The organism is Cupriavidus sp. (genome assembly GCF_057315035.1).
In genome coordinates this window covers 384,503-406,593 of the sequence record NZ_DBHKYV010000002.1, presented here as the reverse complement: position 1 = coordinate 406,593, position 22,091 = coordinate 384,503, and the positions used below count along the sequence as shown (strand labels likewise).

The following is a 22,091-nucleotide window of genomic DNA, read 5'->3' as shown; positions in this document are numbered from 1 at the left end:
TAATGTCTCAGTGAGCTTGTGCCGGGCGGGGGATCATCAGCGCGTCGAGCACGGCCACTCCCCTGCCTTCTTCCCGCACTAGAATCGGGTTCATGTCAATTTCTTCGACATCCGCCGCATGGCGGCATGCGAACTCGGACAACCGTGCCACCGTGCGTGCCGCGGCGGCCACGTCGGCCCTGGGTTGTCCGCGCGCGCCATCGAGCAGCGCGAACATGCGCAGCGAACGGATCATCGCCAGCGCCTCGTCCTCGCTAACCGGTGCGGCCTGCACGGCCACGTCCTTGAGGACCTCGGCGTAGATGCCGCCCATACCCACCATCACGACCGGACCAAACACCGGATCGCGCGACACGCCCGCGATCATTTCGACGCCGCCCTTCAACATGGGCGCTACCAGCACGCCGTCGATACGCGCCTGCGGCGCATGGCGCGCGGCGTTGGCCAGCACCTTGTCATACGCATCACGCACCGCGCTGCCGTTGGCAAGGTTCAATGCCACGCCGCCGGCCTCGGTCTTGTGGGCGATATCCTCGGACACGATCTTCAGCACCACCGGGAAGCCGGTGGCCTGCGCCGCCCGCACCGCGTCGTCGGCCGATTGGACGATGGCTTCCTTCGGCACGTCGATGCCCACCGAGGACAGGGCCTGCTTGGCGTGGAACTCGTTGCGGAATACGGCCGGATCGACGGGTGCCTGCGCTACGACGGCCGCCGGCTGCACCGGCAGGCCGGACAGCGCGGCTAAGCGCACGAGGCCCGCCAGGCCGCTTGCGGCGGCGTCGATACTGCCGAAGACCGGAATGCCCAGCGCGTTGATCTCGGCCACCGCGTCGGCCGGCCCCTGGCTGATGATCACGAATACGCGATCTGGTTGGGCGGCTCGCGCCTGCGCCAGGGCGTCGAGGTAGACGCCACGCAGCCGGGAGTTGTACAGCGACAGCGACATGAACATGACCAGCGTGCCGCCCGATGCGTCGTCGAGCAGCGCGGTCAGGATTTTGAGCAGGATCTCGGGCCGGCTCGACATCTGTGCCGTGGCATCGACCGGATTACCAGTGCCAGCCGACGGCAGGGCTTCCGAGATCCGCTCGCGCGTCAGTTCGGTAAGGGGCGGCAACTGCAGACCTGCTTGGCTCATCGCATCTGCCATCATCACGCCGAAACCGCCAGACGCTGCCAGCAACGTCACGGCGCCATGCCGGGGGAGCCGGTTGGGCAGGAGCAATGCCGCGGCATGGCCAATCTCGATCAGTTCTTCCACCGACTTCACGCGCAACGCGCCGTGGCGACGGAATACCGCATCGATCACGGCATCGGAGCCCGTCAGCGCACCGGTGTGCGAGGCGGCAGCGGCTTGGCCGGACTCGGTGGCGCCGACCTTCAACACGATCACCGGCTTGCCATTGGTACGCGCCAACTCCAACGCGTCGATGAGTCGCCCTGCATGCCGGCAGGTCTCCATGCAACACAGGATGATGCGGGTGCCGGTATCGCGCGCCAGTGCGGCAATGCCGTCGGCAACGTCCACATCGGCTTCATTGCCGGTCGCCATGAAGCGGCTGACACCCAGGCCGCGCCGCGCCACCGCCGCCATGGTGTGGCTGCCGACGTTGCCTGACTGGGACACGATGCCCACCTCGCCGGGGGGCGGCATGTATTCCTCCAGGCTGATCGAAAACGAGCCGATCATGCGGTCTACGACGTTGACCGTGCCAAGACAGTTGGGCCCAAGCATGCGCATGCCATATTGCCGCGCGATCTCCACCAGTTCTGCCTGCATGGCCACGCCGGCCTCGCCCGCTTCGGCAAAGCCCGACGACAGCACAATGGCGCACTGCACGCCACGCACGCCGCAGTCGCGCAGCGCCGCGGCGGTGGCTGCCGCAGGCACCGCCAGGATTGCAAGCTCGGGCGCTTCGGGCGTCTCGGCCACCGCGCGGTAGGCCTTCATGCCCTGTACCGTGCCACCCTTCGGATTGACCGGATAGATCGTGCCCGCATACCCGTGCTTGCGCAGCATGTGTAGCGGACGGCCGCCGATCTTCGTGATGTCGTCGGAGGCGCCAACGACGGCGATGCTGCGCGCATGAAAGAATGCGTCGAGCCCAGCGCCGCTGTGTTCCACGTGCGACGCCATGATCAGCGTCCCTTGAAGACGGGTGCGCGCTTTTCCAGGAAAGCCATGCGAGCCTCCCGCGCATCCTCGGTCTTCGACAGCGCCATGGTGAATTCCTGCTCAAAGCGATAGGCATCGCGCTGAGGCATCACCTCCACCATGTTGCAGGCGCGCTTGGCGTACATGATGGCGAGCGGCGCCTTGCTAGCAATCTCGCGAGCCAGCGCCATCGTCACCGGCAGCAACTGGTCCGCCGGCAACACCTCTTCAAGCACGTTGCGGCGCAGTAGTTCCTGTGCGGTCAGGCGTTGGCCCGTATAGAACATGCGTCGCATCGTGGATCTACCGAACAGCGTGCGCAGCATCGACGCGCCGCCGGCCAGGCCAACGTTGATTTCCGGCATACCGAACGTGGCCTCTTCTGAGGCATAGAGGATGTCGCAGGCAGCCACCAGGCCCATGCCCGCGCCGAGCGCCACACCGTTCACGGCCGCAATAACTGGCTTGGCGCATTCCCGGATGGCATTGCCAGTCTCGCGGGTGATGCGGTTGTGTTCGAGGAAATCGCCGGCCACCTCGGGGTTGGGTCGATCCTTCAGGTCGGCGCCGGCGCAGAAGACCTTGCCGCTGCCGGTCAGAACCGCGCAGCGGATATCATCGCGCTCGGAGATCTCGTCGAATGTGGCCACGAGCGCGTGGCGCATCTCGCGGTTCAAGGCGTTCACGGGGGCACGGTTGAGCGTGACGAGGGCCACGCCATCCGCCACTTCCATCAGGACGGATTCGTTTCTCATGCGGCCGCTCCGGTAACTTGTTCTGAACGGGCGCGCAGCATGGCAGACGCGCTGGGGGCGAGCTTCATGGGTGTCTCCTATCGAATGAAAAGCCGTGTTCTGTGGGTGCCCCGCTGCGTGTCCACGCATCGCGGCTACCGGCTTGAGACGAGTATATGGCCGGACATTGCGCGCGATTTCCGCCAATCTCGTAGGTTGTGTTCTGCGGGATTCATGCATATTCCCGGCCTGTGCAAGCCGCTACGATGTGCGCGCCAGCACTACAGGAAGACGACCATGCAGATCGAGCGAATCGGTACGCTCCAGACCGACCTTGGCGAATGTCCGCTCTGGGATGAGGCAACCGGCATGCTGTGGATGCTCGACTGCCGCCACGGCCACCTGCTTACGGTGGACCCCGCCAGCGGCGAGCATGTGCACCGCGCGTTGCCCGCGCCGGTCGGCTCGATCGCGTTCAACGGCGCGGACAGCCTGGTGGTGGCGCTCAGGAACGATGTGGCGATCTATATGCTATCGCGTGGCACGCTGCGACGCGTGGCGAGCATCGATGACCGCCATGAGAACCTGCGTCTCAACGACGGCGCGGCCATGCCGGACGGCAGCTTCGTGGTGGGAACCATGCACGTGTTTCGCGCCACGGGCGAGGCGCCGCTGGGCGGGCTCTATCGCCTGGCGCCCGACGGCGAATTTTCACGTCTGGACCAGGGGCTGGGTGTGGTCAACGGGCCGGTAGCCCATCCGTGGAAAGCCGAGTGCTATGTGAGCGACAGCGAAGCGCGCATGATCTACCGCTATCGCATGGGCGCGGGCGGCGCGTGGCTGGCACGCGAACCATTCGTCGATACCGCGTCTTATCAGTCCGCGCCGGACGGCTGCTGCTTCGACGATGCCGGCGGCCTGTGGACCGCACTAGTGCGCGCAGGAGCCATCGCCCGCTTCGATGCCGAGGGCCGGCTCACGCACCACATCGCGCTGCCCGTTGCCCATCCAGCTTCGCTGTGTTTTGGCGGGCCCACGCTCGATGACCTCTATGTCACCACGATCCGCAACAGCGGGCGCCTGGCAGCCGACGGGCCGCTCGACGGCGCGCTGCTGCGGATTCGCGGCACGGGCTGGCGCGGCGCGCCGCGTGCCCATTGCCGCATTGCACTGCCGGCGCATCAGGCGCCGACTGAGGGACTCTCGATCGCCGCGCCCGACTTCCCATAGGCGGTGAAGCGCAGGGAGTCGCCCGACACGTGATCTGCCACGAAATCGAGAAAGAGTCGGATCTTGGCCGGAATCATGGCCGTATCGAGGATCGTGGCATACATGCCTTCCTCAAATGTGGTGTTTGTCACTCGGTAGTCCGGCAGCAACCGCACTAGCGTGCCGGCGGCGATATCGCGATGCACCGTGTAGTCGTCGAGCAGCGCGATCCCCTCCCCCAGCCTCGCCAGTTCCTGCAGTGCCACGCCGTTGTTGGTGACATGCCGCGGCTTGAAGCTGACCTCCTCGACCACCTCGTCGCGCTTGAATTGCCAGCTGTGCTGGCCGCCAGGCAGCAGATAGGCCATGCAGTCGTGCGCCAGGATGTCGGTCGGCTCGACCGGCGCCGGACACCGCGCCAAGTACGCCGGCGACGCAACCAGGTAGCGCTCGCTGCGAAACAATATTCGCCGCTTCAGTCCTGCCTCGACCGGCGGTGAAATGCGGAAATCGATATCGACGTTGTTGCGCCGCAGGTCGGTCTTGTATTCCGAGAGCACCAGTTCGACGTGGATGTCCGGATACTTGTGGCGAAACTCGGCCATCAGCGGCGGGAGCACCCCGAGCCCGAACATCATGCGGGAATGCACCCGCAACGTACCCTTAGGCGCCGATCGGATTTCGGTGATGTTGCGGTGCGCCTGGTCGATGTTGAACAGGATCCCCTCCAGCTCGCGCGCATACTCCTGGCCGGCCTCGGTCAGCACCACCTGGCGCGTGGAGCGCATCAGCAACTTGACGTTTAGCTCGGTCTCGAAGTCCGTGATCATGCGCGACACGGATGTGGCGGACACCGCGAACTGTCGCGCCGTCTCGGAGAAACTCTCCGTCTTCGAGATCGACAGAAAAAGTTCCATGGCGCGAAGCCGATCCATCATTCCTCCATTTTTTGCAGTACAGAACGCCGCCCTTCCCCTATTCCGGCCGGCATAACCCGGCACCTAGAATTTCGACACAACTTGATTGGAATTTCTCAGGAGACACCATGGAATTCGGCGTATTCATTCTGGCTCAGCAGCGAGGTTACCACCAGACTTCTCGCGACGTCATCAACAACTCCATCGAGCAGACCGTGATGGCGGAGCAGGCTGGCTTCAACACGGCCTGGTACGCCGAGCACCATTTCAACAACTACTCGCTGTCGCCATCGCCGCTGATGATGGTGGCCCATGCCGCCGCCAAGACCCACCGCATCCGTCTGGGCACCGCCGTCTGCATCTTGCCGCTCTATCATCCGGCGCGCTTCCTGGCGGAGGTCGGCTTCGTCGATACCGTGTCCAACGGCCGGCTGGAACTGGGCGTGGGCTCAGGTTACCAGCAGTTTGAATTCGAACGCTTTGGCGTGGACATCGCCGAGTCCGGGGCCATCTTCAACGAATTCCTCGACGTCATTCCCAAGGGCCTGACCCAGAAGATCTTCGAGCATGACGGCCAGTTCCTGAAGATTCCGCCGAGCTCGATCGCGGTACGCTGCATCCAGGACTCGATGCCGCCGCTGTGGATCACCTCGGGCAATCCGGTAACGCTAGGCCGGGGCGTGCGCGAGAACCACAACCTGTTCGTGACCGCACTCCTGAATGGCAACGACGCCATCACTGCGCTGCGCGGCCGCCTGGACAAGGTGGCGGAAGAAAACGGCAAGGACCTGGACCGCGACGTCAAATTCGGCTTCCTGCGCTGCGGCTACGCTTCGGACAACAAGGCCGAGATCGATGCCTACCTGGATTGCGCGCGCTTCCAGCGGCGCATCTCTGAAAGCCTGAAATTCCGTCGTGCCCAAAGCGACGACGGCTACATGGTCAAGGAAGTGCCGTCAGACACCGATCCCACATTTGAGCAACTGCGCCAGAACCTGCCGGTCGGCTCCGTCAACCAGGTCATCGACAAGCTGCTGGAGGAAATCAGCATCTTGCGTCCGAAGCACCTTGCGTTGCAGACCCAGCTTGGCGACTTTGACCAGAAGACCATGCTCCGCCAGATCGAGCTGTGGGGCGAGCGCATCATCCCGGCCATCCGCAAGGAAATTGGCCAGCAGACCGATCTGGGCGTTGCCGCCTGAGGAGCCAGCCATGCGAGTCCATTTGACCAATGCCGGCGCCATCACGTTGCGCGAGCCGCAGGACTTCAAGCGTCTTGATGTGCTGGTGGACCCCCAGTCGCCGGCACGACTTGACCACGCCATCGCACGGATCGGCCGACGCGAGGATGCTGACCACATTTGGCTGGCACCGTCGGTCCTACGTTTCATGTCCGGCCACGCCGGCGATGCCGACTGGGAAGCGAAATTCACGGCCATGGTGGACTACGCTTGCCGCCATGGCTGGGTGGACGAGCACGGCGCCATCCGCGCCCATCTGACGCGTAACGATTCCGATGAAACGGTGTCCGTCGAGGATTTCAAGGCCGCCATGCGGGCCCTGCCTGCCGGCATCAGCGCGGTGACCACGCGCAGCGGCGAGGACGTGGCCGGCATCATCGTCTCAAGCCTGACCTCGGTATCGGCGGATCCGCCCATGGTGGGCTTCTTCCTCCAGCAGAACGCCTCGGCGCGGGAGGCTCTGCTGCGCGCCGGGCGCTTCGTCGCAAACGTACTGGGCGAAGATCACCGCACTGTGATCGACAACTTCCTCAAGGCGCCACAGGGCGCGGCGCGCTTCGCCAATGGCCAGTGGGAAGACGGCACCCACGGCCTGCCCGTGCTCAAGGACGCGCTGGCCAGCATCGAGTGCGACATCGTGTGCACCGAAGTGCTGGGCACGCATGACCTGATAGTGGGCAAGATCCGCAAGACCACCTGCGCCCAGGCACGTCCCATCATCAACTTCAACGCCGGCACCCACTGCATCGCGCCGGCCGCGACGGCGCTGCAGTAAGCACACCACACGCAGCATGTGCAGGCCCCGAGTGTGGGGCCTGTTGTGCTTGCGGCTACATGATCTCGCCACCGTTCGGGCTCAACACCTGGCCCGTCATGTAGTTGGCGTCGGAAGACGCGAGGAACGCCACCACCGTGGCTATCTCATCGGGGCTGCATCGTCGGCCCAGCGGTACGCGGCGGCGCAGCTCCTCCTCATAGGAAGCATTCGCGCTCAGTCCCGCGCTCATCGGTGTCTGCACGCGGCCCGGGGCGACGGCATTCACACGGATGCCCCACGGGGCGAATTCGCGGGCCCATGCCCGTGTGAGGCTGATGATGGCACCCTTCGCCGCCGCGTAGACGCTGCCCCGCGCATGCGACCCGAACGCCGTGATCGACGACGTATTCACGATGGCGCCACGCCTGCGTTGCTTCATCCCGGGCAACACGGCGCGCGTGCAGAACATCGCGCCCTTCACCGTCACGCCAAACATCCGGTCGATGGCGACTTCGTCGATCTCCTCGAACGCCGGCATGCCGCTGGGAAGACCGGCATTGTTCACCAGCACGTCCACCGGCCCCACCGCCTGCTGCGCCGCTGCGAATGCGCGCTCCACGGCCTCGGCGTCCGACACATCGGCGATGCACGCCACGGCCGTGCCACCTGCGGCGTGGATCAGCGCCACGGTTTCCTGCGCCCCTTCCACGCTGCGATCGTTGACGATGACAGCCGCGCCCCGGCTCGCCATCAGGACGCTGTTGGCGCGGCCGATTCCCGAGCCGGCTCCGGTGACCAGAATGACCTGGTCCGACAATGACTGCATCGATGTCTCCTGTCTGATATAGGCGCGCCATGCTAGCAGTGGGAACGTGCGCGCTTTCCCGCGCTTTGCGCAGAACAGATCCAACGATATTGCAGGACCGCGCGATGCCGATCGTCGCTAGAATTCCTCCACGCTCCCGCAGAGGGCGCACCAGAAGAAAATGGAGACAAGTCATGAAACACTCGCCCATGCGTCGGCGCGCGTGCCTGGCCGGCGCATCGCTTCTCGCCGCCCCTTTCGCCTTGCATGCCTTGGTTCGTCCGGCGTTGGCAAATTCCACCTGGCCCAACCGGCCGATCCGGCTAGTGGTCCCGGGACCCGCCGGCGCGGGCATGGACATCTTTGCGCGACTGATCGCAGCCGATCTCAACACGGCGCTGCGCCAGCCCGTGGTGGTGGACAACCGTCCCGGCGCGAACAGCATGATAGGCACCGACATCGTCGCGAAGAGTTCTCCCGATGGCTACACGCTGCTGCTCACACCGTCGTCCGCCGTGGCTATCAACCCGGTCATCCAGCCGCGCATGCCATATGACGTGCTGCGGGACCTGACTCCCGTGGCGCAGGTCGGCGCGGCAGGCATCCTGCTGGTGGCGAATCCCACGACCGGGTTCAAGTCGCTGGCGGATCTGGTGCGCTACGCCCGCGAGAACCCGGACAAGCTGGTCTACGGTTCATGGGGCAACGGCTCCACGGGACATCTCGTGATGGAAGCGATCAAGGCCCACTACGGACTGAAGATGCAGCACATCCCGTACAAGGGCAGCGCGCAACTGGTGACCGATCTGCTGGCCAACAACATCCGGGTGGGCTTCACCGATATTGCTTCACCGGTGCCGCACATCCGTGCCGGCAAGCTCGCCGCGCTTGGTTGCACCGGTTCGGCACGCGGGCCGGCGCTGCCGGACGTGCCCACGCTTTCCGAACAGGGCTTTCGCTTCGACCGCGATGGCTGGTACGGCGTGTTCGCGCCAAAGGGTACACCGCAGGACGTGGTGCAACGGCTGAATACCGAGATCAATCGCATCCTTGCTACCAACGAGGTCGTCAAGAAGTTTGCCGAGCAGAACATGCCGCGCCCGAATCGGCCCACCGTCGACCAGTTCACGGCGACGGTCCGCGAGGATGTCAACGCCTGGCAGGGCATTGCCAAGGTCGCGAAGCTGACCATTGACTGAGCGACTGCGACTGTCTCCGCGCTGTCCGTCTCCTCTGCTTCCGGCTGTCCGCATTACCAGACGCCGGACGCAACAAGAGACACGCTGGCCGGTTCCGTCGCAGTAAGCCTGCGGTAAAGCTGTTTTACGGTATTTTGCCTCCGGCATTGGAAGATGCGTCCGCTCAACGCAATGGGGGCGTCCCGTCATGCGCGATCGGCGCCGGGCGCTCCCGCGCCGCCTCATTGCGGACTCGCAAGGATCCAAAGCGGTTAGCGTAGAGCCAGGTAAATTCCGCGCCGAGCAAGAAAATCTGCGCCGAGTAGTAAACCCAAACGAGGATGATGACGAGCGACCCCGCTGCACCGTACCCAGTCGCCACTCCGGTCTTACCGATGTAGAGGCCGATCAGCAGCTTGCCAATCGTGAACAGCACCGCCGTCACCAGCGCTCCAAGCCAGACGTCGGGCCATCGAACGTCCGCGTGAGGCATGATCTTGTAGATCATCGCAAACACCACGGTCACCATGGCAAAGCTTAGGATCATGTCAAGCAGATGGCCAAGCAGTTCGCCCTCGCCACCGATCGGGGTCCAGTAGCGTCCGACCGCGGCTAGCGCCGCGCTGGCGATCAACGAGACGATCAGCAGGAAGCCAATGCCGAGGATCATGCCGAACGACAGCACGCGCGCGCGCAGCAGTTCCCACAGGCCCGACGGCTTCTTGCGCTCGGGTACGCGCCAGATCCGGTCGAGCGCCGATTGCAGCTCGGCGAAGACCGTCGTGGCACCCACTAGCAGCGTCAGCAGACTCAGCAGCGCCGTCAGCGAGCCCGCCGCCGGCTCGCTCAAGGACACCAGCATGCTTTCGATGGCCTTGGCGCCGTCCTCGCCAATCAGCCCCCCGATCTGTTCGACAACAGCACCGCGTGCGGCTTCGTCGCCGAATGCGAGCCCCGCGATGGCTATCACGATCAGCAGCAGCGGTGCCACAGAGAACACCGTGTAGTAGGCCAAGGCGGCGCCCATACTCGGCGCGTAGTCGTCGATCCATGCAAAGACAGTGTCCTTGAGCAAGATCGCAAGATTCGTTGGGGTGCGGCGCAGACCCCGCCCCGGCGAGTGCTGCGGCTGGTTTGCCGGGGCTGTCTGCCCGGCCGGTACTTGCTTCATGGCTTTGCTCCGTCGCTGCATGTGTCAATCTCTTGCCCACTCCCTCCCCGGGGATGCGCAGCCCGGCGACACGCTCTTCAGCACAATCTCCACCCACATCTCCCTGGCCGTCGTCATGGCGCCGGTATCAGTTGCGATCCCACAGCCTGCTCCTGCGCACGGTTCAACGCGCTGAGGATGCTGTTGATTCCGTCGCGAGGTTAGCCGTGAATGCGCGCTACACCCCACTCGGGCAGCCGTTTGAGGATAAAGTCCGAAAATGTGGTCATTGCAGGATTTCTATGGTCGATGCGCCACCTTTACACGCCCGGAGCAGTGAAGATTGCGAGCGACACGATGGATAAGCGAGTATGACGACCGCGAATGCCGCTCAATAATGGGGTTCCAGCGAATTGCGTGCCACCGGTTGGCCGAATCTCGCAGCGCGGTGACGCGAGTACGGAGCCCTGTCGCTCGCGACGTCGCCTTGTGCAGGAACTCCCGCCGAAGATTGCCGATGGCCTCGTGTACCCTGGCGAGTTGCATGCCCAGCCGCTTGTCACGCACCGAGCCGCGCGTCTTGCGCGCCCGCTGACGCTGCAGCTCCGCCGGGCGCGGCATCTCGTTGCGCACGGAGCGCGGATTGGCGGTCGTCTCGCCACTGCTGAACGTCGCCCCGTCGTTCAGGCCGAAGTCGACGCCCAGTGAGCGTCGCCGGTACGGGCACGCACACAGGCGCCTTTTGGTACCCGCAGCGTGACCGACGCAAACCACTCGTCGTGTTCGCGGGTGACCGTCAGATCGTTGGTCCTGGCGCCTTCTCCGAAACGATGCCGGCCTCTGGCCCGGACCGGAATCGCGTCTGTACCGCTGCCGATGCGAAGCGTTGCGCCACGCGTACCGAGTTGAGGGAGCTTCCTTCCGACAGCGGCTAGGAACTCCGGTAGGCCGCAATCGGTGGGGTCACTGGCATGCTTCCTGCAGCCTTGCCGCATCGGCACCCTGGCTGACGTCTGAAGGAGCATGCGGTGAAGAACTCTTGGCTAAAGAAGAACCAGATGTTGAGCATATGGTTCAGCGGCGCCAACGTCACCGGGACGGCCCGCGGTCGCGCGGTAGCCAAAGACGGGCGTCCGGCCGCCAACGCCGCAGCAGCGATGACCACAGCCGCGACCGATTTGTGGACTTCGGCGCGGATGCCCAAGCCCGCGTGCAAACGTACGGCAAAACGACGCACCAGTAACCGACCGTACAGGGCCGCTTTCGGCAATTTTTGCAGGTGAAGGCGCGTATGAGCGACGACATCCGGCCACCCCGGCGCACGTCCCCCGCAGGTCGTGAAGAGGATCCCGTGCCCGCCAGCACAGACAACTTCGTCCGTGTGCGCGGCGCACGGGAACATAACCTCAAGAATGTCGATGTCGATATCCCGCGCAACGCGCTGGTGGTGTTCACCGGCGTGTCGGGCTCTGGTAAGTCGTCGCTTGCGTTCGGCACGCTCTACGCTGAGGCGCAGCGGCGCTATTTCGAATCCGTCGCACCGTACGCCCGGCGGCTGATCGATCAGGTGGGCGTACCCGAGGTCGACAGCATTGAGGGCCTGCCACCCGCCGTTGCGCTGCAGCAGCAGCGCGGCACGCCGAATGCACGATCGACGGTGGGTAGCGTCACCACATTGTCGAGTCTGGTGCGCATGCTGTACTCGCGCGCCGGCACCTATCCCGCGCGGCAGCCGATGCTCTATGCCGAGGACTTCTCACCTAACACCGTGGAGGGTGCTTGCCCGGAGTGCCATGGCCTCGGGCGCATCTACGATGTCACCGAGCAGTCGATGGTGCCAGACGATTCACTGACCATCCGCGAACGCGCCGTGGCCGCGTGGCCGCCGGCCTGGCACGGGCAGAACTTGCGCGACATCCTCGTCACGCTCGGCTATGACGTCGACACGCCGTGGCGCGCCCTCCCTAAGAAGGACCGCGACTGGATACTTTTTACTGAAGAACAGCCCACCGCACCGGTTTACGCCGGCTTCACGCCGCGCGAGGTCCGCGCGGCGCTTAAACGCAAGCTGGAGCCGAGCTACCACGGCACCTTTACCGGTGCACGGCGCTACGTGCTGCAGACCTTCGCCACCACGCAGAGCGCGCTGATGAAAAAGCGCGTGGCGCGATACATGATCGGGTGCGATTGTCCGGCGTGCCACGGCAAGCGGCTCAAAAGGGCGGCGCTCTCGGTGACGTTCGCCGGGCTCGACATCGGCGAATTCACGCACCTGTCGCTGGCCCGCGTGACCGAGATCATGCGTCCCATCGCGCAAGGCGAATCGCTCGCGCCGCTCGGGGCTGCCGGCGCCATACCGAGCCGCAAGGCAGCGCGTGCGGACACGGCGCGGCGCGTGGCGGCCGGCGGCTCGGCGCACAAGGCCGCCCCTGACGTGCGGCGAACGCCCAACCTCTCCGACGAGAAGCGGCTCGCCGCGCAACGCATTGCCGGCGAACTGATGGAGCGGTTGTCCACGCTGATCAATCTGGGCCTAGGCTACCTATCGCTCGATCGCAGCACGCCAACGCTGTCCTCGGGCGAACTGCAGCGGCTGCGGCTGGCCACGCAGATCTCGTCGCAACTGTTCGGTGTGGTCTATGTCCTAGACGAACCCTCGGCCGGGCTGCATCCCGCCGACGGCGAGGCGCTGCTCGTGGCATTGCGTCACCTCAAGGCCACCGGCAATTCGCTGTTTGTCGTGGAGCACGATACGCAGACCATGCGCCAGGCGGACTGGATCGTCGATGTGGGGCCCGCCGCCGGCGAGCATGGCGGGCGCGTGCTCTACAGCGGGCCGCCAGACGGCCTCGCCCAGATCGCGGCCTCGCGCACCGCTTCGTACCTGTTCGACCCGCCGGAGCGCCAGCAGTGCGCGCCGCGCGAGCCGGCCCGGTGGCTCAGGCTGGCCCATGTCTCGCGCAACAACCTGCACCGCGTGGATGCGCAAATCCCGCTTGGCTGCTTCACGGCGGTAACCGGGGTTTCGGGTTCGGGTAAGTCGAGCCTGATCAGTCAGGCGCTGCCCGAACTTGTGAACCGGCATCTGGGCCGCGCCGACGACAGCGATACCGACGAAGAGCGAGACCCGCTGTTCGCGGTGACAGACGCCTCGACTGAAGGCCGAATCGCTGGCGGCATGGAGGCGGTGCGCCGGCTGGTGCGCGTGGACCAGAAGCCGATTGGCCGCACGCCTCGCTCGAATCTCGCCACTTACACCGGCTTGTTCGACCACGTACGCAAGCTGTTCGCCGCCACCCCCGCCGCGCGCAAGCGGCGCTACTCGGCCAGCCGTTTCTCGTTCAACGTGGCGCAGGGACGCTGTCCGACATGCGAAGGCGAGGGATTCGTCAGCGTTGAGCTGCTTTTCCTGCCGAGCGTCTACGCGCCGTGTTCGGCGTGCCACGGCACGCGCTACCAGCCACTGACGCTGGAAATCACCTGGCAGGGCCGGAACATCGCCGAGGTGCTGGACCTGACTGTCGACGCAGCCTGCGAATTCTTCGCCAATGAGGGGCCCGCAATGCGCGCCCTGACGGCGTTGCGCGATATCGGCCTCGGTTACCTGCGGCTTGGGCAGCCGGCCACGGAACTGTCGGGCGGCGAGGCGCAGCGCATCAAGCTGGCAACCGAGTTGCAGCGCGCGCAGCGTGGCGACACGCTGTATGTGCTCGACGAACCCACCAATGGCCTACATCCAGCCGATGTGGACCGCCTGCTGGTGCAGTTGCAAGCGCTAGTGGAAGCTGGCAACACCGTGGTTGTGGTCGAGCACGACATGCGCGTGGTGGCGCAGGCCGACTGGGTTATTGACATCGGACCTGGCGCTGGCGACGAAGGGGGACGCATCGTGGAAACCGGCCCTCCGGCTTTCATCGCGGCCTCTACAGCAAGCGTAACAGCGGCCTACCTCGCGAAGGAGCTCGGCTGAGCCGATCCCGAAACCGGGAGGTCTCCGACAACGCAGCGAACCAAAAAAACGCCGCTGCGTACGGACGCGGCGGCGTAGTCTAGGCAATCTACCCACACACTAGGGCACGAACGGCCGGCTGACCGTTTCTTGCACATTTGCGTTGTCTGGCGTTAATTATCCTGGGTTTGGGCGTCAACCCAAGCTCTCGCCCAAGATAGCCCTTGAGCCGCCGCCATTTCAGACGAGGGATAGCAACCAATTTCACCTGACTCTTCTATGCGACGGCTGTCCTTGTCGACGCCGCCAGACGCGATAAAGCTCCCGTTGCCTATCGGGCTTGAGAAGCCTCTAATGGTGTGGCCTTTATAAAACGCAGCTTGCATGGCAATCTCTTGAGAAATGGGCCTGATTCTATGGGCAGGCTAGCATTCAGCAATCACGTCGGCGACGGATCGTCTATGATGCAGCGCTGCTTCCTCTGCCGCTTTGCGCGCAAAGTGATAGCTATGATCTCCGCCATCGGGCCCGGACTGCATATCTGGTAAGGACGTGAATGTTCAGTCCACGGTACGTGGCAGAAATCCAGCGAAGTGGTTGTTGAGCCATACCGACTCCATCGTGCTCGACTGCCTCAAGGCGTTTTTACTCGTGGATCTGCCCTGAGATTTTCGCGGAGGCATTTATCCACAGCCTTGACTAGCCCTGTAGCAAGCGTAGTGAGCGGAACTACCTTGCGCCATCCTCCAGACGGAGGATGGGGAACATGTCATGCTGTGAGACGTAAGACTTTGTAGGAAGATCGCGTGGAGAAATGACGATGGCACTGAAGCGCAGGGGTATCGCGAGTCCGAAGCAGCGTTGGGTATTGCGCAACGTGTTCGCAAGAAGAAAGGGACTGCCGGTCCCGTCTCACTGTACGCCACACAGGAAAAAGCCATCGCCGCTGCCAGTAATCTCGCGATGCGCGACAACGGCGACGATCGAAACTGCCGAATTAGAGCGCGAGATTCTCCTGTGTGCCTCGTGGAGATGGCACCGCCAAACTGGTGGAGCAACCCCTACTGTACTAGCATACCAATAGGGAACGCCGCGCAAACGGCGGTCCGGGATTCAACGTGTCCGCCGTCTCCCTGTGGCGGCGGTTTTTAGTCGCGCTGCTCTGGTAGCACGCTTCAATTAACTAAGTTCGCGATGAACATCGTCCTGTTGCGCCACGGCACCCGCGCGCTAATTCTCCCGCGCGATAAGGATCTCATTGACTGCCCGCTACTGGTACGGCACTGGCTCGGTACGCCTTTCACGCACAGCGTCACCGAAATCACTCTTGACACGCCGCTGCCAGGCATTTCTCCCCCCGAGGTGCTGGCCGAACTCCTGCAACACGGTTTCTGCGCGCTGGATGTGTATGGTGTGGTACGGACGTTCGAGGTCCCGCCGTCTGCGGGCTTCGAGGATGGAAGTGATACGGATTTGCTACGAGACGGATCAGAACAAACTGGAAACCTGCGCGGTTAAGCCAGAGGGAGCACTACGCAAGATCAGCAGCTGGCCACGGCACCCTTGCTCCCAGACGGTTTGCAGTCCATGCCACTTAGCGTAGATGAGGGCCGCGGTCTGGCGCCAAGCCGAGCGAAGCGGCCTCCTAGCCGTCATGCTCTGAATCGAAGATGAGCGGCTGACTAAGAGGACGATCCATTTTCCGGATGCACGGGGGAGCGCAGCCTTCATGCTGGGGATGAGACATGAGCCACTGCAAGCCCGCTGCTACTTCGGTCACCCCTTCCTCCAATGCCCATACGCGGCTTACTCAAATTCGCGCATGACATCAATAACGCGTCTACCGTAGTGCAGAGCTGCATGTTCTGCGGCCTCGCGCGTGAAGTAATCGCTTTGGTCTGTCTCGCACCCACCGAACTCGAGCTCGGCAGAAGGAAAATGGATGCGCCCGACTCCAAAAAGGTAGCCCCATTTCGGGCCAGGAATGGAGGTAGCGCCATCCCTCGCCAGCTTAAAAGCAAGCGCATGCACGAACATGCCACGGTAACACTCGGAAGCCCATCGGACGGATTCAGCCATTAGTATCTCCGGAACGGACGTGACGCTAGCATGGAAGTTGAGTTAGTGCCAGACCGCAATGTCCCGGGGCGAACCCATCACGTCATGATATGTAATTGTTTCAAACCTCGCCGACCGAAACTTCGATAACGCAAATGCAAATACGAATACAACTCAAACGCTCGAACTCGAGAATGGGTATCCCTGCGCAATCCACCATTTACCATTACGCTGCCGTTGCAGACGCGACTTTTCAGCGTACTCGGCGAGGAGCAATTCATCACGTGAGCCTATGGGCCCCGCCCGCTGATCAATGTCCGGACAACAAAGAAAGCGACTGCGGTGGCTCGGCTGACCGAAGTCGACCGCGATGGTTATGGTGAGAAAGCTCCAATAGAAGCGCGGTCTTCGACCGCGCAAAAGGTGGATTTAGTCCGTCAACTCTTTTGGAAGCTTGCCGCCATTTGCTGCCAGTTCTTGCATGACCCGCTTGTGAAGCCATGTGTTCATCGCCGCCGAGTCATTGACGTCGCCCGAATAGTTCAACTCCCTGGCGAGCGTCTTGCGATTCTCCAGGCTGCTATCCACGCCGAGAGCCTTGAGCGTGTCGACGATCGATGTCCGCCAATTCAGGGGCTGGCCCGATTCGCCCGCAGCCTTGTCCATGACCGCCTCCACGTTGACTTGGGAAAGCGGCGGCTGGCCGCTTGCTGCAGCGGTAGATGCTGAGCTAGTTGGGGATGACGCTGTACCGGCAGGAGGCTGCGCTCCCGCTGGCACTGCATTAGCCCCAGACGACGTGCCGGGCATAGTCGCGCCAGGGGCCTGTGTCGCCGCCCCTTGCCCCCTGTGAAGGAGCTTGTTCAGAATATCTTTGAAAATGCTCATGTCGAGTCTCCCATATCAGATTGAACGATTGCTTCCTGCGACAGCACATTGGCAAAGCAATTTTCGCGCTCACCAGGGTTCTGGTCATCACTGCCCGTCGCTCACTGGTATCGGTGACGGCGGTAACCGACGGATACCGCTCGTCCACATCACTGATAACTGCTATGCCACGCTGACATTCGGTGTATTCACGGCGACGTTGAGCATCTTCGTAGTTGCTGTAGCTGGCGCCGGAGCCATGCCACCAGACAGCGGTTGCATCACATGGAATGTACAGCTGAGTTGGTCGGCTGTGAGTGTCACCAGTGCATAACCCTCTGCGTTGGTGTCCACATGGCGCAGCCACGGATTGAACGTGCGCAACGTGGTATCGAAGGTGTTGACCACCGTGCCGCCGACGTTGCTGTAGATGAGTTCGCGCAAAGCGGCAAACGCCTCGTCGTTGTCCACCACCGAGCGGAACGAACTGAGCAGCGAATTGCTCGACAATCCGGCCGTCACCAGATCGACCATCACGGGTGCTGGACTTGCGGCGTCGTAGTCATCCATGACTTGCCCGCCAAAGAACGCATGGATATCGCCACTCAACGCCACGACATTCCGGACGTTGTTGGCCTTGAGGAATGCCATCAAGTTCTTGCGCTCGGCGTTGAAGCCATCCCATTGGTCGGCGTTGAGAATGAATTCTCCGAGTAGGGAAACACGCGGCAGGCGTGCCTCGATGAATGGTCTGATGTTCGCATCAAAGTTTGCCGCATCAATGCCGACCTGCGAAAGCACGTTACGCAGCGCTGTATAGGCAAGGTTGGCATATGTGCCGGCCACTCTGGCTGCGGTAAGGTCGCTGGCCAAACCCGTAGCAATCGCGTTCTCTACCGAAGCCAGTGCGCTACTCGACAGCACCAGGGCGTGGGCGATCAGCCTTGCTACGGCTTGTGTAATATCGACCTGCATACGTAGCAACGAGAGTTGGTTGCCCCAGAGCTTCCATGTCGTATTGGCCCCGCCGATGCGGTCTTGCCACCAGGCTCGCTGCGCGTCGCCCAACATTGAAACCGGCGTCAAGGCCCCGCCCGCATTCGCGATCTTGGCGGCTTCGGCCGACGCCAGTTTGTCGGCCGGCACCAGGTACAGGCTGCCAACCGCCTGACCAACCGATTGCTCGGAAATAACATGATCGGCACGGAACAACCGCTCGTCCGTCATCATGAGAGTGGCGAGATTACCAAACGTGAACGAACGGTAAATCTGAATGTTCTGGAACGATGGGTTGTCCTGGTCGAAGCTTACGTCGGCCGGCATGTATTCGAACCACGCTTGGTTGGCGGCACGCCGGCGTGCGGTGCGTGGCGTGAGGTCGTCATCGGAATTATAGGTCTGCCGGTCTTGCCAGCAGTTGTCGGAAAATTCGTGGTCGTCCCAGATCGCTATCATCGGCGCTGCCGCATGTAGCGCCTGCAGCCGGGTGTCGGTCCGATAACTACGGTACAGGTATCGATAGTCGTCGAGCGTGGTTGCATAGACGCTGCCATCGGGCAAGGCGGTGCCGTTTGGCAGTCTCAATGCGGTGTGCCGGTCCTCAACATTGCCGGCGCGCGAGCCGCCCGGCACCGCTTCGTAGATGTAGTCGCCCACGTGGACAATGAAGTCCAAGTCCTGCTGCGCAAGTTCTTCCATGCCCGCCCAGTGATTGGCGTTCCAGTCCTGGCAACTCACAAACGCAAAGCGCAACTGCGCCAGCGCGGTGCTCGCCGCGGCCGCAGTACGGGTGCGGCCGACGGTGCTGGCCCGGTTGCCAAGCAGGAAGCGATAAAAATATCGCGAACCGGCACTCAGTCCCGTAACCTTGTTGCGGATGGTGTAGTCCCATTCAGGCCGCGCCATAAGCGGCTGGTTGATGATCAGGCTTTGTGCGGAGAAATCCTGCTGCGTGGAGACTTGCAGCCGCACGACGACCGGCCGCTTACCATTGTTGCCCTCGATACGCGTCCATACAATCACGCTTTCGGGCCGCGGGTCGCCAGAGGCTACCCCATGGGCGAAATTGAAATTTTCGGGATTGCCGGTATCGGGAGGCGGATCGTCTCCGCCACCCCCGCAAGCGACAAGCCCGCCGGCTGCAACGGAAACGGTAAGGAAACCACCCAGCCTAAGAAAATTGCGACGGTCCATGACTGTTTCTTTCCTATATGCGAGGGAGAAACGAGATACCAGGCAAGGCATCAGGCTGTCTTGTGGTCCGGTCGCACCAGGTTCCGGGCACGTCGTCAGTGAATCTCCAACATTTATATCGATGAATAGACGGAAGCGATAGAAGCTAACTTCTCGCCAATATCACAGCTGCGTAAGCTGATCCGTCGATTCCCTATCCAGCGCGTCGTCGGCAAGAAAACAGGATTCCGTAGGCCTGACAAAAATCGGCTACGGCCGAGGGACGGGTTCCCACCAATCGGCGGGATACTTACATCTTTGCCTTCGTGTTGTCGGCAGCGCCCTGAACCTTCTCGCCGCCGCGCTCGATATCCTTTCCGGCGCCATGAACTGTGTTGCAACCCGTGATAAGGGCCATTCCAGCAAGTATGCAGAGTGCAAGTAATTTTTTCATTTTGAGATCCGTTCCGTCGCGTTATATGCGATTTGATGATAGCAACGGGCATGGCACCACTGCAGTAAGGAGGCGTCCTACATTGCTGTCGGTGAATCGACCGAAAGAGCAGCCAGCTATCTGGCCCACACATTCGAAGAGACATCGAGCACACCGGCATGGAGGGGTCAATGCGAACGGTGCGTCAGGCTCGCGCGATGCGCCGCCTCATGCGGACTGGAAACAATCTTTGCTAATACCGCTTCCCTACCGTCGGTAGACCCCTAATGCAGTACCAATGAAGGGTGATAGGCACGACCACTTGCATGTCGTTGTGCCGGCAATCGCCGCGCCGGACACGCTTCGTGCGGGGGCGCGCAAGGCGTGCTGAAAGCGAGACCACCCAGGCCAGCCGGAATAAATGATGCGAGACAGATAGTATCTCCCGAGAGACGGAGGATGTAATGAAGGACATTCGACAAAGGGAAGCGGAACGCCAAAGGTTGTATCGCGAAGTACGCATAGAGTGCGAGATCGCGCCGCTGGATCATCGGATTGCGCGGCTGCGCGCGGAAATACGGGAACGTATACACCACCTGCGGTCTTTGAGGGACAAGGGTTTCCCGGATGCAGACTCGCAACTAGTATTGCGCCTGGTATGCCGTACTCTGTCTGTAGATCGCGAGTATCGGCAGACCCTCCTGAGAACGATCCTGCGTAGCCGGCTTGCATAGCTGGAGGGCTGTAGACTCTACAAACTGTGGCAAAAAGTTCGGTAGCACTTGCGAGGTGTAAAGATCGCGGACTGACACTGCCCGCAGGATTAAATCCCGGCGCCCGCTGAAGAGGGCTCTTCCGTCCGCATTTCCTGGCGGAAAAAGCGTGACACATCTTAGCCCGCTTGTTATTGCCTACGCCTTGATAACCATATAGACCGCGGGCGGGGAGGCCGTGCCCTCACCACACCTTCCCTGCGATAGCTGTTCTACGAGGACGCCCCTTACCACATCCTGACTAGCTTGGCGACAACACGGCAGTTCGGGCTTGTGCCAGGCGGGCATAGCCGGCCACGTTGATTTCCCGGTCAGCCAAGCGGCGTGCGCTGAAAATGCAGGCGGTGAAAGCGTGTGAAAACCAACACAGCGGCTCTTTCACGCTAGATAGCTGGCCGATATCGGTGCCCGGGAGCGATTTGGTCGCTCGATTCGGAGCCGGCGCTGGCTGACTTCGGGAAGAAGTCGCGAGCGCATGTCGGCATGCAATGCCGCGCGCCAGCGTGCTGTCATTCGCCGCTATCGCGGATTCTCATAATGGTTTGGCGCGATACCTTGAACCTACGTGCCACTTCGCTGACCGTAGTGCCGACCCGCAGCGCCGCCCGCACCTCGTCATGGATGGTCGACGCCAGCGCCGGACGACGACCTAGCCGCCCCCCGCGTTCTACGGATTGCTCGGCGCTGGCTTTCATTCGCGCGCTCCGGCTGTCCCGTTCGAGGGCTTCGACCAGCACGAGGGTGCGCAGGGTTGGCGACGCCGCATCGGTCAGCGCGGTATCACCCGTTTCCATGCAATAGAGACTCACGCCTAACGACCTGAAGCGTGAGACGGTAGCCAGCACGTCACGCACCGAAACGCCCAGGCTGCACAGCCGGAGCGTGATCACGATATCGCCAGCACGCAGCCGGCGGAGCAACTGCTGCATGCGCGGCCGTTCCAATGCCGCAACGGATGCGGAGACACATTCCCACCAAGCTCGCCCGAAATCGACGACATAACCCGCCGCGTCAAATCTGACGCATTCCGCCTCGAAGTCTCGGAGGGAAGCGGCTTCATTGGTGTAGACGTGAACTGACGGCATGGATGCGCATGATTGTCGGGTTTAACCGAGATGAGCGCGTAGTCCTTAATGCTGACATTCCGGACACCTCTAGTTTGCACCAAACAGCTTGATACATTCTTACAATCGATTTATCGCAGGGATGGGATGTGAGACGGCGGAAGGAAAGGAGCCTTGTCATGGCGAGACAGCAATATTTCGGCCATACGGTCGAGGGCACTGCCGTGCTAATCGGGGAAGACTGCTGGAAAGCCACCGGTCGCGTCGAACAACGTGGCGCACTGCTCGCTCAGTCCTGCGATATCGGTTCGTTTCGCACCGCGGAGCGCGCCATGGCTGAGGGCTTGGCCTGGAGCAAACATTGGATTGATTGCAACCAACGCGTTGACCGGATTCCTACAGATGCGGGACGTCCCGCGCACATCCATGCATAAATCGCCCCCTTCCCACCCTCGACGTGACGTTACCACCCAACTTCAAGAGTTGGACCGCTACATCGCAGATGGACGCGACATCATGCGCCGGCAGGCACGTGAGCTTCGAGAAATGCGCAGGGATGGACAAGCGCCGGTTACCGCCAGAACCCTGCTCGCCGCGTTGTGCGAAACCATAGCGGCCCTACAGCG

The 22,091-nt window shown here is 62.5% G+C and carries 18 protein-coding genes; 7 read left to right on the top strand and 11 right to left on the bottom strand.

Annotated elements, in window-relative coordinates:
- Positions 1–7 precede the first annotated feature (7 nt).
- Together ACO550_RS05415 and ACO550_RS05410 are read right to left on the bottom strand one after the other, a co-directional pair.
- Entirely contained in the window at positions 8–2,140 is a 2,133-nt protein-coding gene (locus ACO550_RS05415; RefSeq protein ID WP_315591900.1) for an acetate--CoA ligase family protein, read from the bottom strand.
- 2 nt (positions 2,141–2,142) lie between these two features.
- On the bottom strand, positions 2,143–2,913 hold the full coding sequence (locus ACO550_RS05410) for an enoyl-CoA hydratase/isomerase family protein (RefSeq protein ID WP_315591899.1): 771 nt from the start codon (positions 2,911–2,913) through the stop codon (positions 2,143–2,145).
- A 276-nt stretch (positions 2,914–3,189) separates the two neighbouring features.
- Here ACO550_RS05410 and ACO550_RS05405 point away from each other — a divergent pair, with 276 nt between their 5' ends.
- A complete protein-coding gene (locus ACO550_RS05405) occupies positions 3,190–4,122 on the top strand; it encodes an SMP-30/gluconolactonase/LRE family protein (RefSeq protein ID WP_315591898.1) in 933 nt (310 codons plus the stop codon).
- Here the strand turns inward: ACO550_RS05405 and ACO550_RS05400 are convergent.
- Positions 4,074–5,018 carry a LysR family transcriptional regulator gene (locus ACO550_RS05400; protein ID WP_315591897.1) on the bottom strand — a complete coding sequence of 315 codons (945 nt, stop codon included), beginning with the start codon at positions 5,016–5,018 and terminating at the stop codon, positions 4,074–4,076. The two genes, ACO550_RS05405 and ACO550_RS05400, sit on opposite strands and share 49 nt — an antisense overlap.
- 128 nt (positions 5,019–5,146) lie before the next feature.
- Here ACO550_RS05400 and ACO550_RS05395 point away from each other — a divergent pair, with 128 nt between their 5' ends.
- Positions 5,147–6,220, top strand: coding sequence for an LLM class flavin-dependent oxidoreductase (locus tag ACO550_RS05395; RefSeq protein WP_315591896.1), 1,074 nt, complete (start codon positions 5,147–5,149; stop codon positions 6,218–6,220).
- A 10-nt stretch (positions 6,221–6,230) separates the two neighbouring features.
- Complete coding sequence (locus ACO550_RS05390; protein ID WP_315591895.1) at positions 6,231–7,034, top strand: flavin reductase; 804 nt, start codon at positions 6,231–6,233, stop codon at positions 7,032–7,034.
- 55 nt (positions 7,035–7,089) lie between these two features.
- Here the strand turns inward: ACO550_RS05390 and ACO550_RS05385 are convergent, their stop codons facing one another.
- A complete protein-coding gene (locus ACO550_RS05385) occupies positions 7,090–7,842 on the bottom strand; it encodes a glucose 1-dehydrogenase (RefSeq protein WP_315591894.1) in 753 nt (250 codons plus the stop codon).
- A gap of 173 nt (positions 7,843–8,015) precedes the next feature.
- Here ACO550_RS05385 and ACO550_RS05380 point away from each other — a divergent pair, with 173 nt between their 5' ends.
- On the top strand, positions 8,016–9,020 hold the full coding sequence (locus tag ACO550_RS05380) for a tripartite tricarboxylate transporter substrate-binding protein (protein WP_315591893.1): 1,005 nt from the start codon (positions 8,016–8,018) through the stop codon (positions 9,018–9,020).
- Positions 9,021–9,183: 163 nt separating this feature from the next.
- On the opposite strand, the gene ACO550_RS05375 is transcribed toward ACO550_RS05380, so the two are convergent.
- On the bottom strand, positions 9,184–10,170 hold the full coding sequence (locus ACO550_RS05375; protein ID WP_315591892.1) for a YhjD/YihY/BrkB family envelope integrity protein: 987 nt from the start codon (positions 10,168–10,170) through the stop codon (positions 9,184–9,186).
- Positions 10,171–10,449: 279 nt separating this feature from the next.
- Complete coding sequence (locus ACO550_RS05370) at positions 10,450–10,923, bottom strand: transposase (RefSeq protein ID WP_315591891.1); 474 nt, start codon at positions 10,921–10,923, stop codon at positions 10,450–10,452.
- Between the two features lie 517 nt (positions 10,924–11,440).
- On the opposite strand from ACO550_RS05370, the gene ACO550_RS05365 reads away from it, so the two are divergent.
- A complete protein-coding gene (locus ACO550_RS05365; protein ID WP_315591890.1) occupies positions 11,441–14,119 on the top strand; it encodes an excinuclease ABC subunit UvrA in 2,679 nt (892 codons plus the stop codon).
- A gap of 1,173 nt (positions 14,120–15,292) precedes the next feature.
- Positions 15,293–15,616, top strand: coding sequence for a hypothetical protein (locus tag ACO550_RS05360; RefSeq protein ID WP_315591889.1), 324 nt, complete (start codon positions 15,293–15,295; stop codon positions 15,614–15,616).
- A 288-nt stretch (positions 15,617–15,904) separates the two neighbouring features.
- Here ACO550_RS05360 and ACO550_RS05355 read toward each other — a convergent pair whose 3' ends face one another.
- The 5 genes from ACO550_RS05355 to ACO550_RS05335 all read right to left on the bottom strand — a co-directional run bounded on the left by ACO550_RS05355 (position 15,905) and on the right by ACO550_RS05335 (position 21,486).
- Entirely contained in the window at positions 15,905–16,177 is a 273-nt protein-coding gene (locus ACO550_RS05355; protein WP_315591888.1) for a hypothetical protein, read from the bottom strand.
- A gap of 408 nt (positions 16,178–16,585) precedes the next feature.
- A complete protein-coding gene (locus tag ACO550_RS05350) occupies positions 16,586–17,044 on the bottom strand; it encodes a DUF3597 family protein (RefSeq protein WP_315591887.1) in 459 nt (152 codons plus the stop codon).
- Positions 17,045–17,206: 162 nt separating this feature from the next.
- Positions 17,207–19,216 carry an alkaline phosphatase D family protein gene (locus ACO550_RS05345; RefSeq protein ID WP_315591886.1) on the bottom strand — a complete coding sequence of 670 codons (2,010 nt, stop codon included), beginning with the start codon at positions 19,214–19,216 and terminating at the stop codon, positions 17,207–17,209.
- 289 nt (positions 19,217–19,505) lie between these two features.
- Positions 19,506–19,649, bottom strand: a complete 144-nt coding sequence (locus tag ACO550_RS05340; RefSeq protein WP_315591885.1) for an entericidin A/B family lipoprotein — start codon at positions 19,647–19,649, stop codon at positions 19,506–19,508.
- 1,261 nt (positions 19,650–20,910) lie between these two features.
- On the bottom strand, positions 20,911–21,486 hold the full coding sequence (locus tag ACO550_RS05335) for a recombinase family protein (protein ID WP_315591884.1): 576 nt from the start codon (positions 21,484–21,486) through the stop codon (positions 20,911–20,913).
- A 158-nt stretch (positions 21,487–21,644) separates the two neighbouring features.
- Between ACO550_RS05335 and ACO550_RS05330 the strand changes: the two genes are divergently transcribed.
- On the top strand, positions 21,645–21,899 hold the full coding sequence (locus tag ACO550_RS05330) for a hypothetical protein (protein ID WP_315591883.1): 255 nt from the start codon (positions 21,645–21,647) through the stop codon (positions 21,897–21,899).
- Positions 21,900–22,091: the final 192 nt, after the last annotated feature.

What these genes read in the sequence shown, in the direction of transcription:
- ACO550_RS05415 (WP_315591900.1), bottom strand. Translation starts at nt 2,140, where the DNA reads ATGGCGTCGCACGTGGAACACAGCGGCGCTGGGCTCGACGCATTCTTT.
- ACO550_RS05410 (WP_315591899.1), bottom strand. Translation starts at nt 2,913, where the DNA reads ATGAGAAACGAATCCGTCCTGATGGAAGTGGCGGATGGCGTGGCCCTC.
- ACO550_RS05405 (WP_315591898.1), top strand. Translation starts at nt 3,190, where the DNA reads ATGCAGATCGAGCGAATCGGTACGCTCCAGACCGACCTTGGCGAATGT.
- ACO550_RS05400 (WP_315591897.1), bottom strand. Translation starts at nt 5,018, where the DNA reads ATGGAACTTTTTCTGTCGATCTCGAAGACGGAGAGTTTCTCCGAGACG.
- ACO550_RS05395 (WP_315591896.1), top strand. Translation starts at nt 5,147, where the DNA reads ATGGAATTCGGCGTATTCATTCTGGCTCAGCAGCGAGGTTACCACCAG.
- ACO550_RS05390 (WP_315591895.1), top strand. Translation starts at nt 6,231, where the DNA reads ATGCGAGTCCATTTGACCAATGCCGGCGCCATCACGTTGCGCGAGCCG.
- ACO550_RS05385 (WP_315591894.1), bottom strand. Translation starts at nt 7,842, where the DNA reads ATGCAGTCATTGTCGGACCAGGTCATTCTGGTCACCGGAGCCGGCTCG.
- ACO550_RS05380 (WP_315591893.1), top strand. Translation starts at nt 8,016, where the DNA reads ATGAAACACTCGCCCATGCGTCGGCGCGCGTGCCTGGCCGGCGCATCG.
- ACO550_RS05375 (WP_315591892.1), bottom strand. Translation starts at nt 10,170, where the DNA reads ATGAAGCAAGTACCGGCCGGGCAGACAGCCCCGGCAAACCAGCCGCAG.
- ACO550_RS05365 (WP_315591890.1), top strand. Translation starts at nt 11,441, where the DNA reads ATGAGCGACGACATCCGGCCACCCCGGCGCACGTCCCCCGCAGGTCGT.
- ACO550_RS05360 (WP_315591889.1), top strand. Translation starts at nt 15,293, where the DNA reads ATGAACATCGTCCTGTTGCGCCACGGCACCCGCGCGCTAATTCTCCCG.
- ACO550_RS05355 (WP_315591888.1), bottom strand. Translation starts at nt 16,177, where the DNA reads ATGGCTGAATCCGTCCGATGGGCTTCCGAGTGTTACCGTGGCATGTTC.
- ACO550_RS05350 (WP_315591887.1), bottom strand. Translation starts at nt 17,044, where the DNA reads ATGAGCATTTTCAAAGATATTCTGAACAAGCTCCTTCACAGGGGGCAA.
- ACO550_RS05345 (WP_315591886.1), bottom strand. Translation starts at nt 19,216, where the DNA reads ATGGACCGTCGCAATTTTCTTAGGCTGGGTGGTTTCCTTACCGTTTCC.
- ACO550_RS05340 (WP_315591885.1), bottom strand. Translation starts at nt 19,649, where the DNA reads ATGAAAAAATTACTTGCACTCTGCATACTTGCTGGAATGGCCCTTATC.
- ACO550_RS05335 (WP_315591884.1), bottom strand. Translation starts at nt 21,486, where the DNA reads ATGCCGTCAGTTCACGTCTACACCAATGAAGCCGCTTCCCTCCGAGAC.
- ACO550_RS05330 (WP_315591883.1), top strand. Translation starts at nt 21,645, where the DNA reads ATGGCGAGACAGCAATATTTCGGCCATACGGTCGAGGGCACTGCCGTG.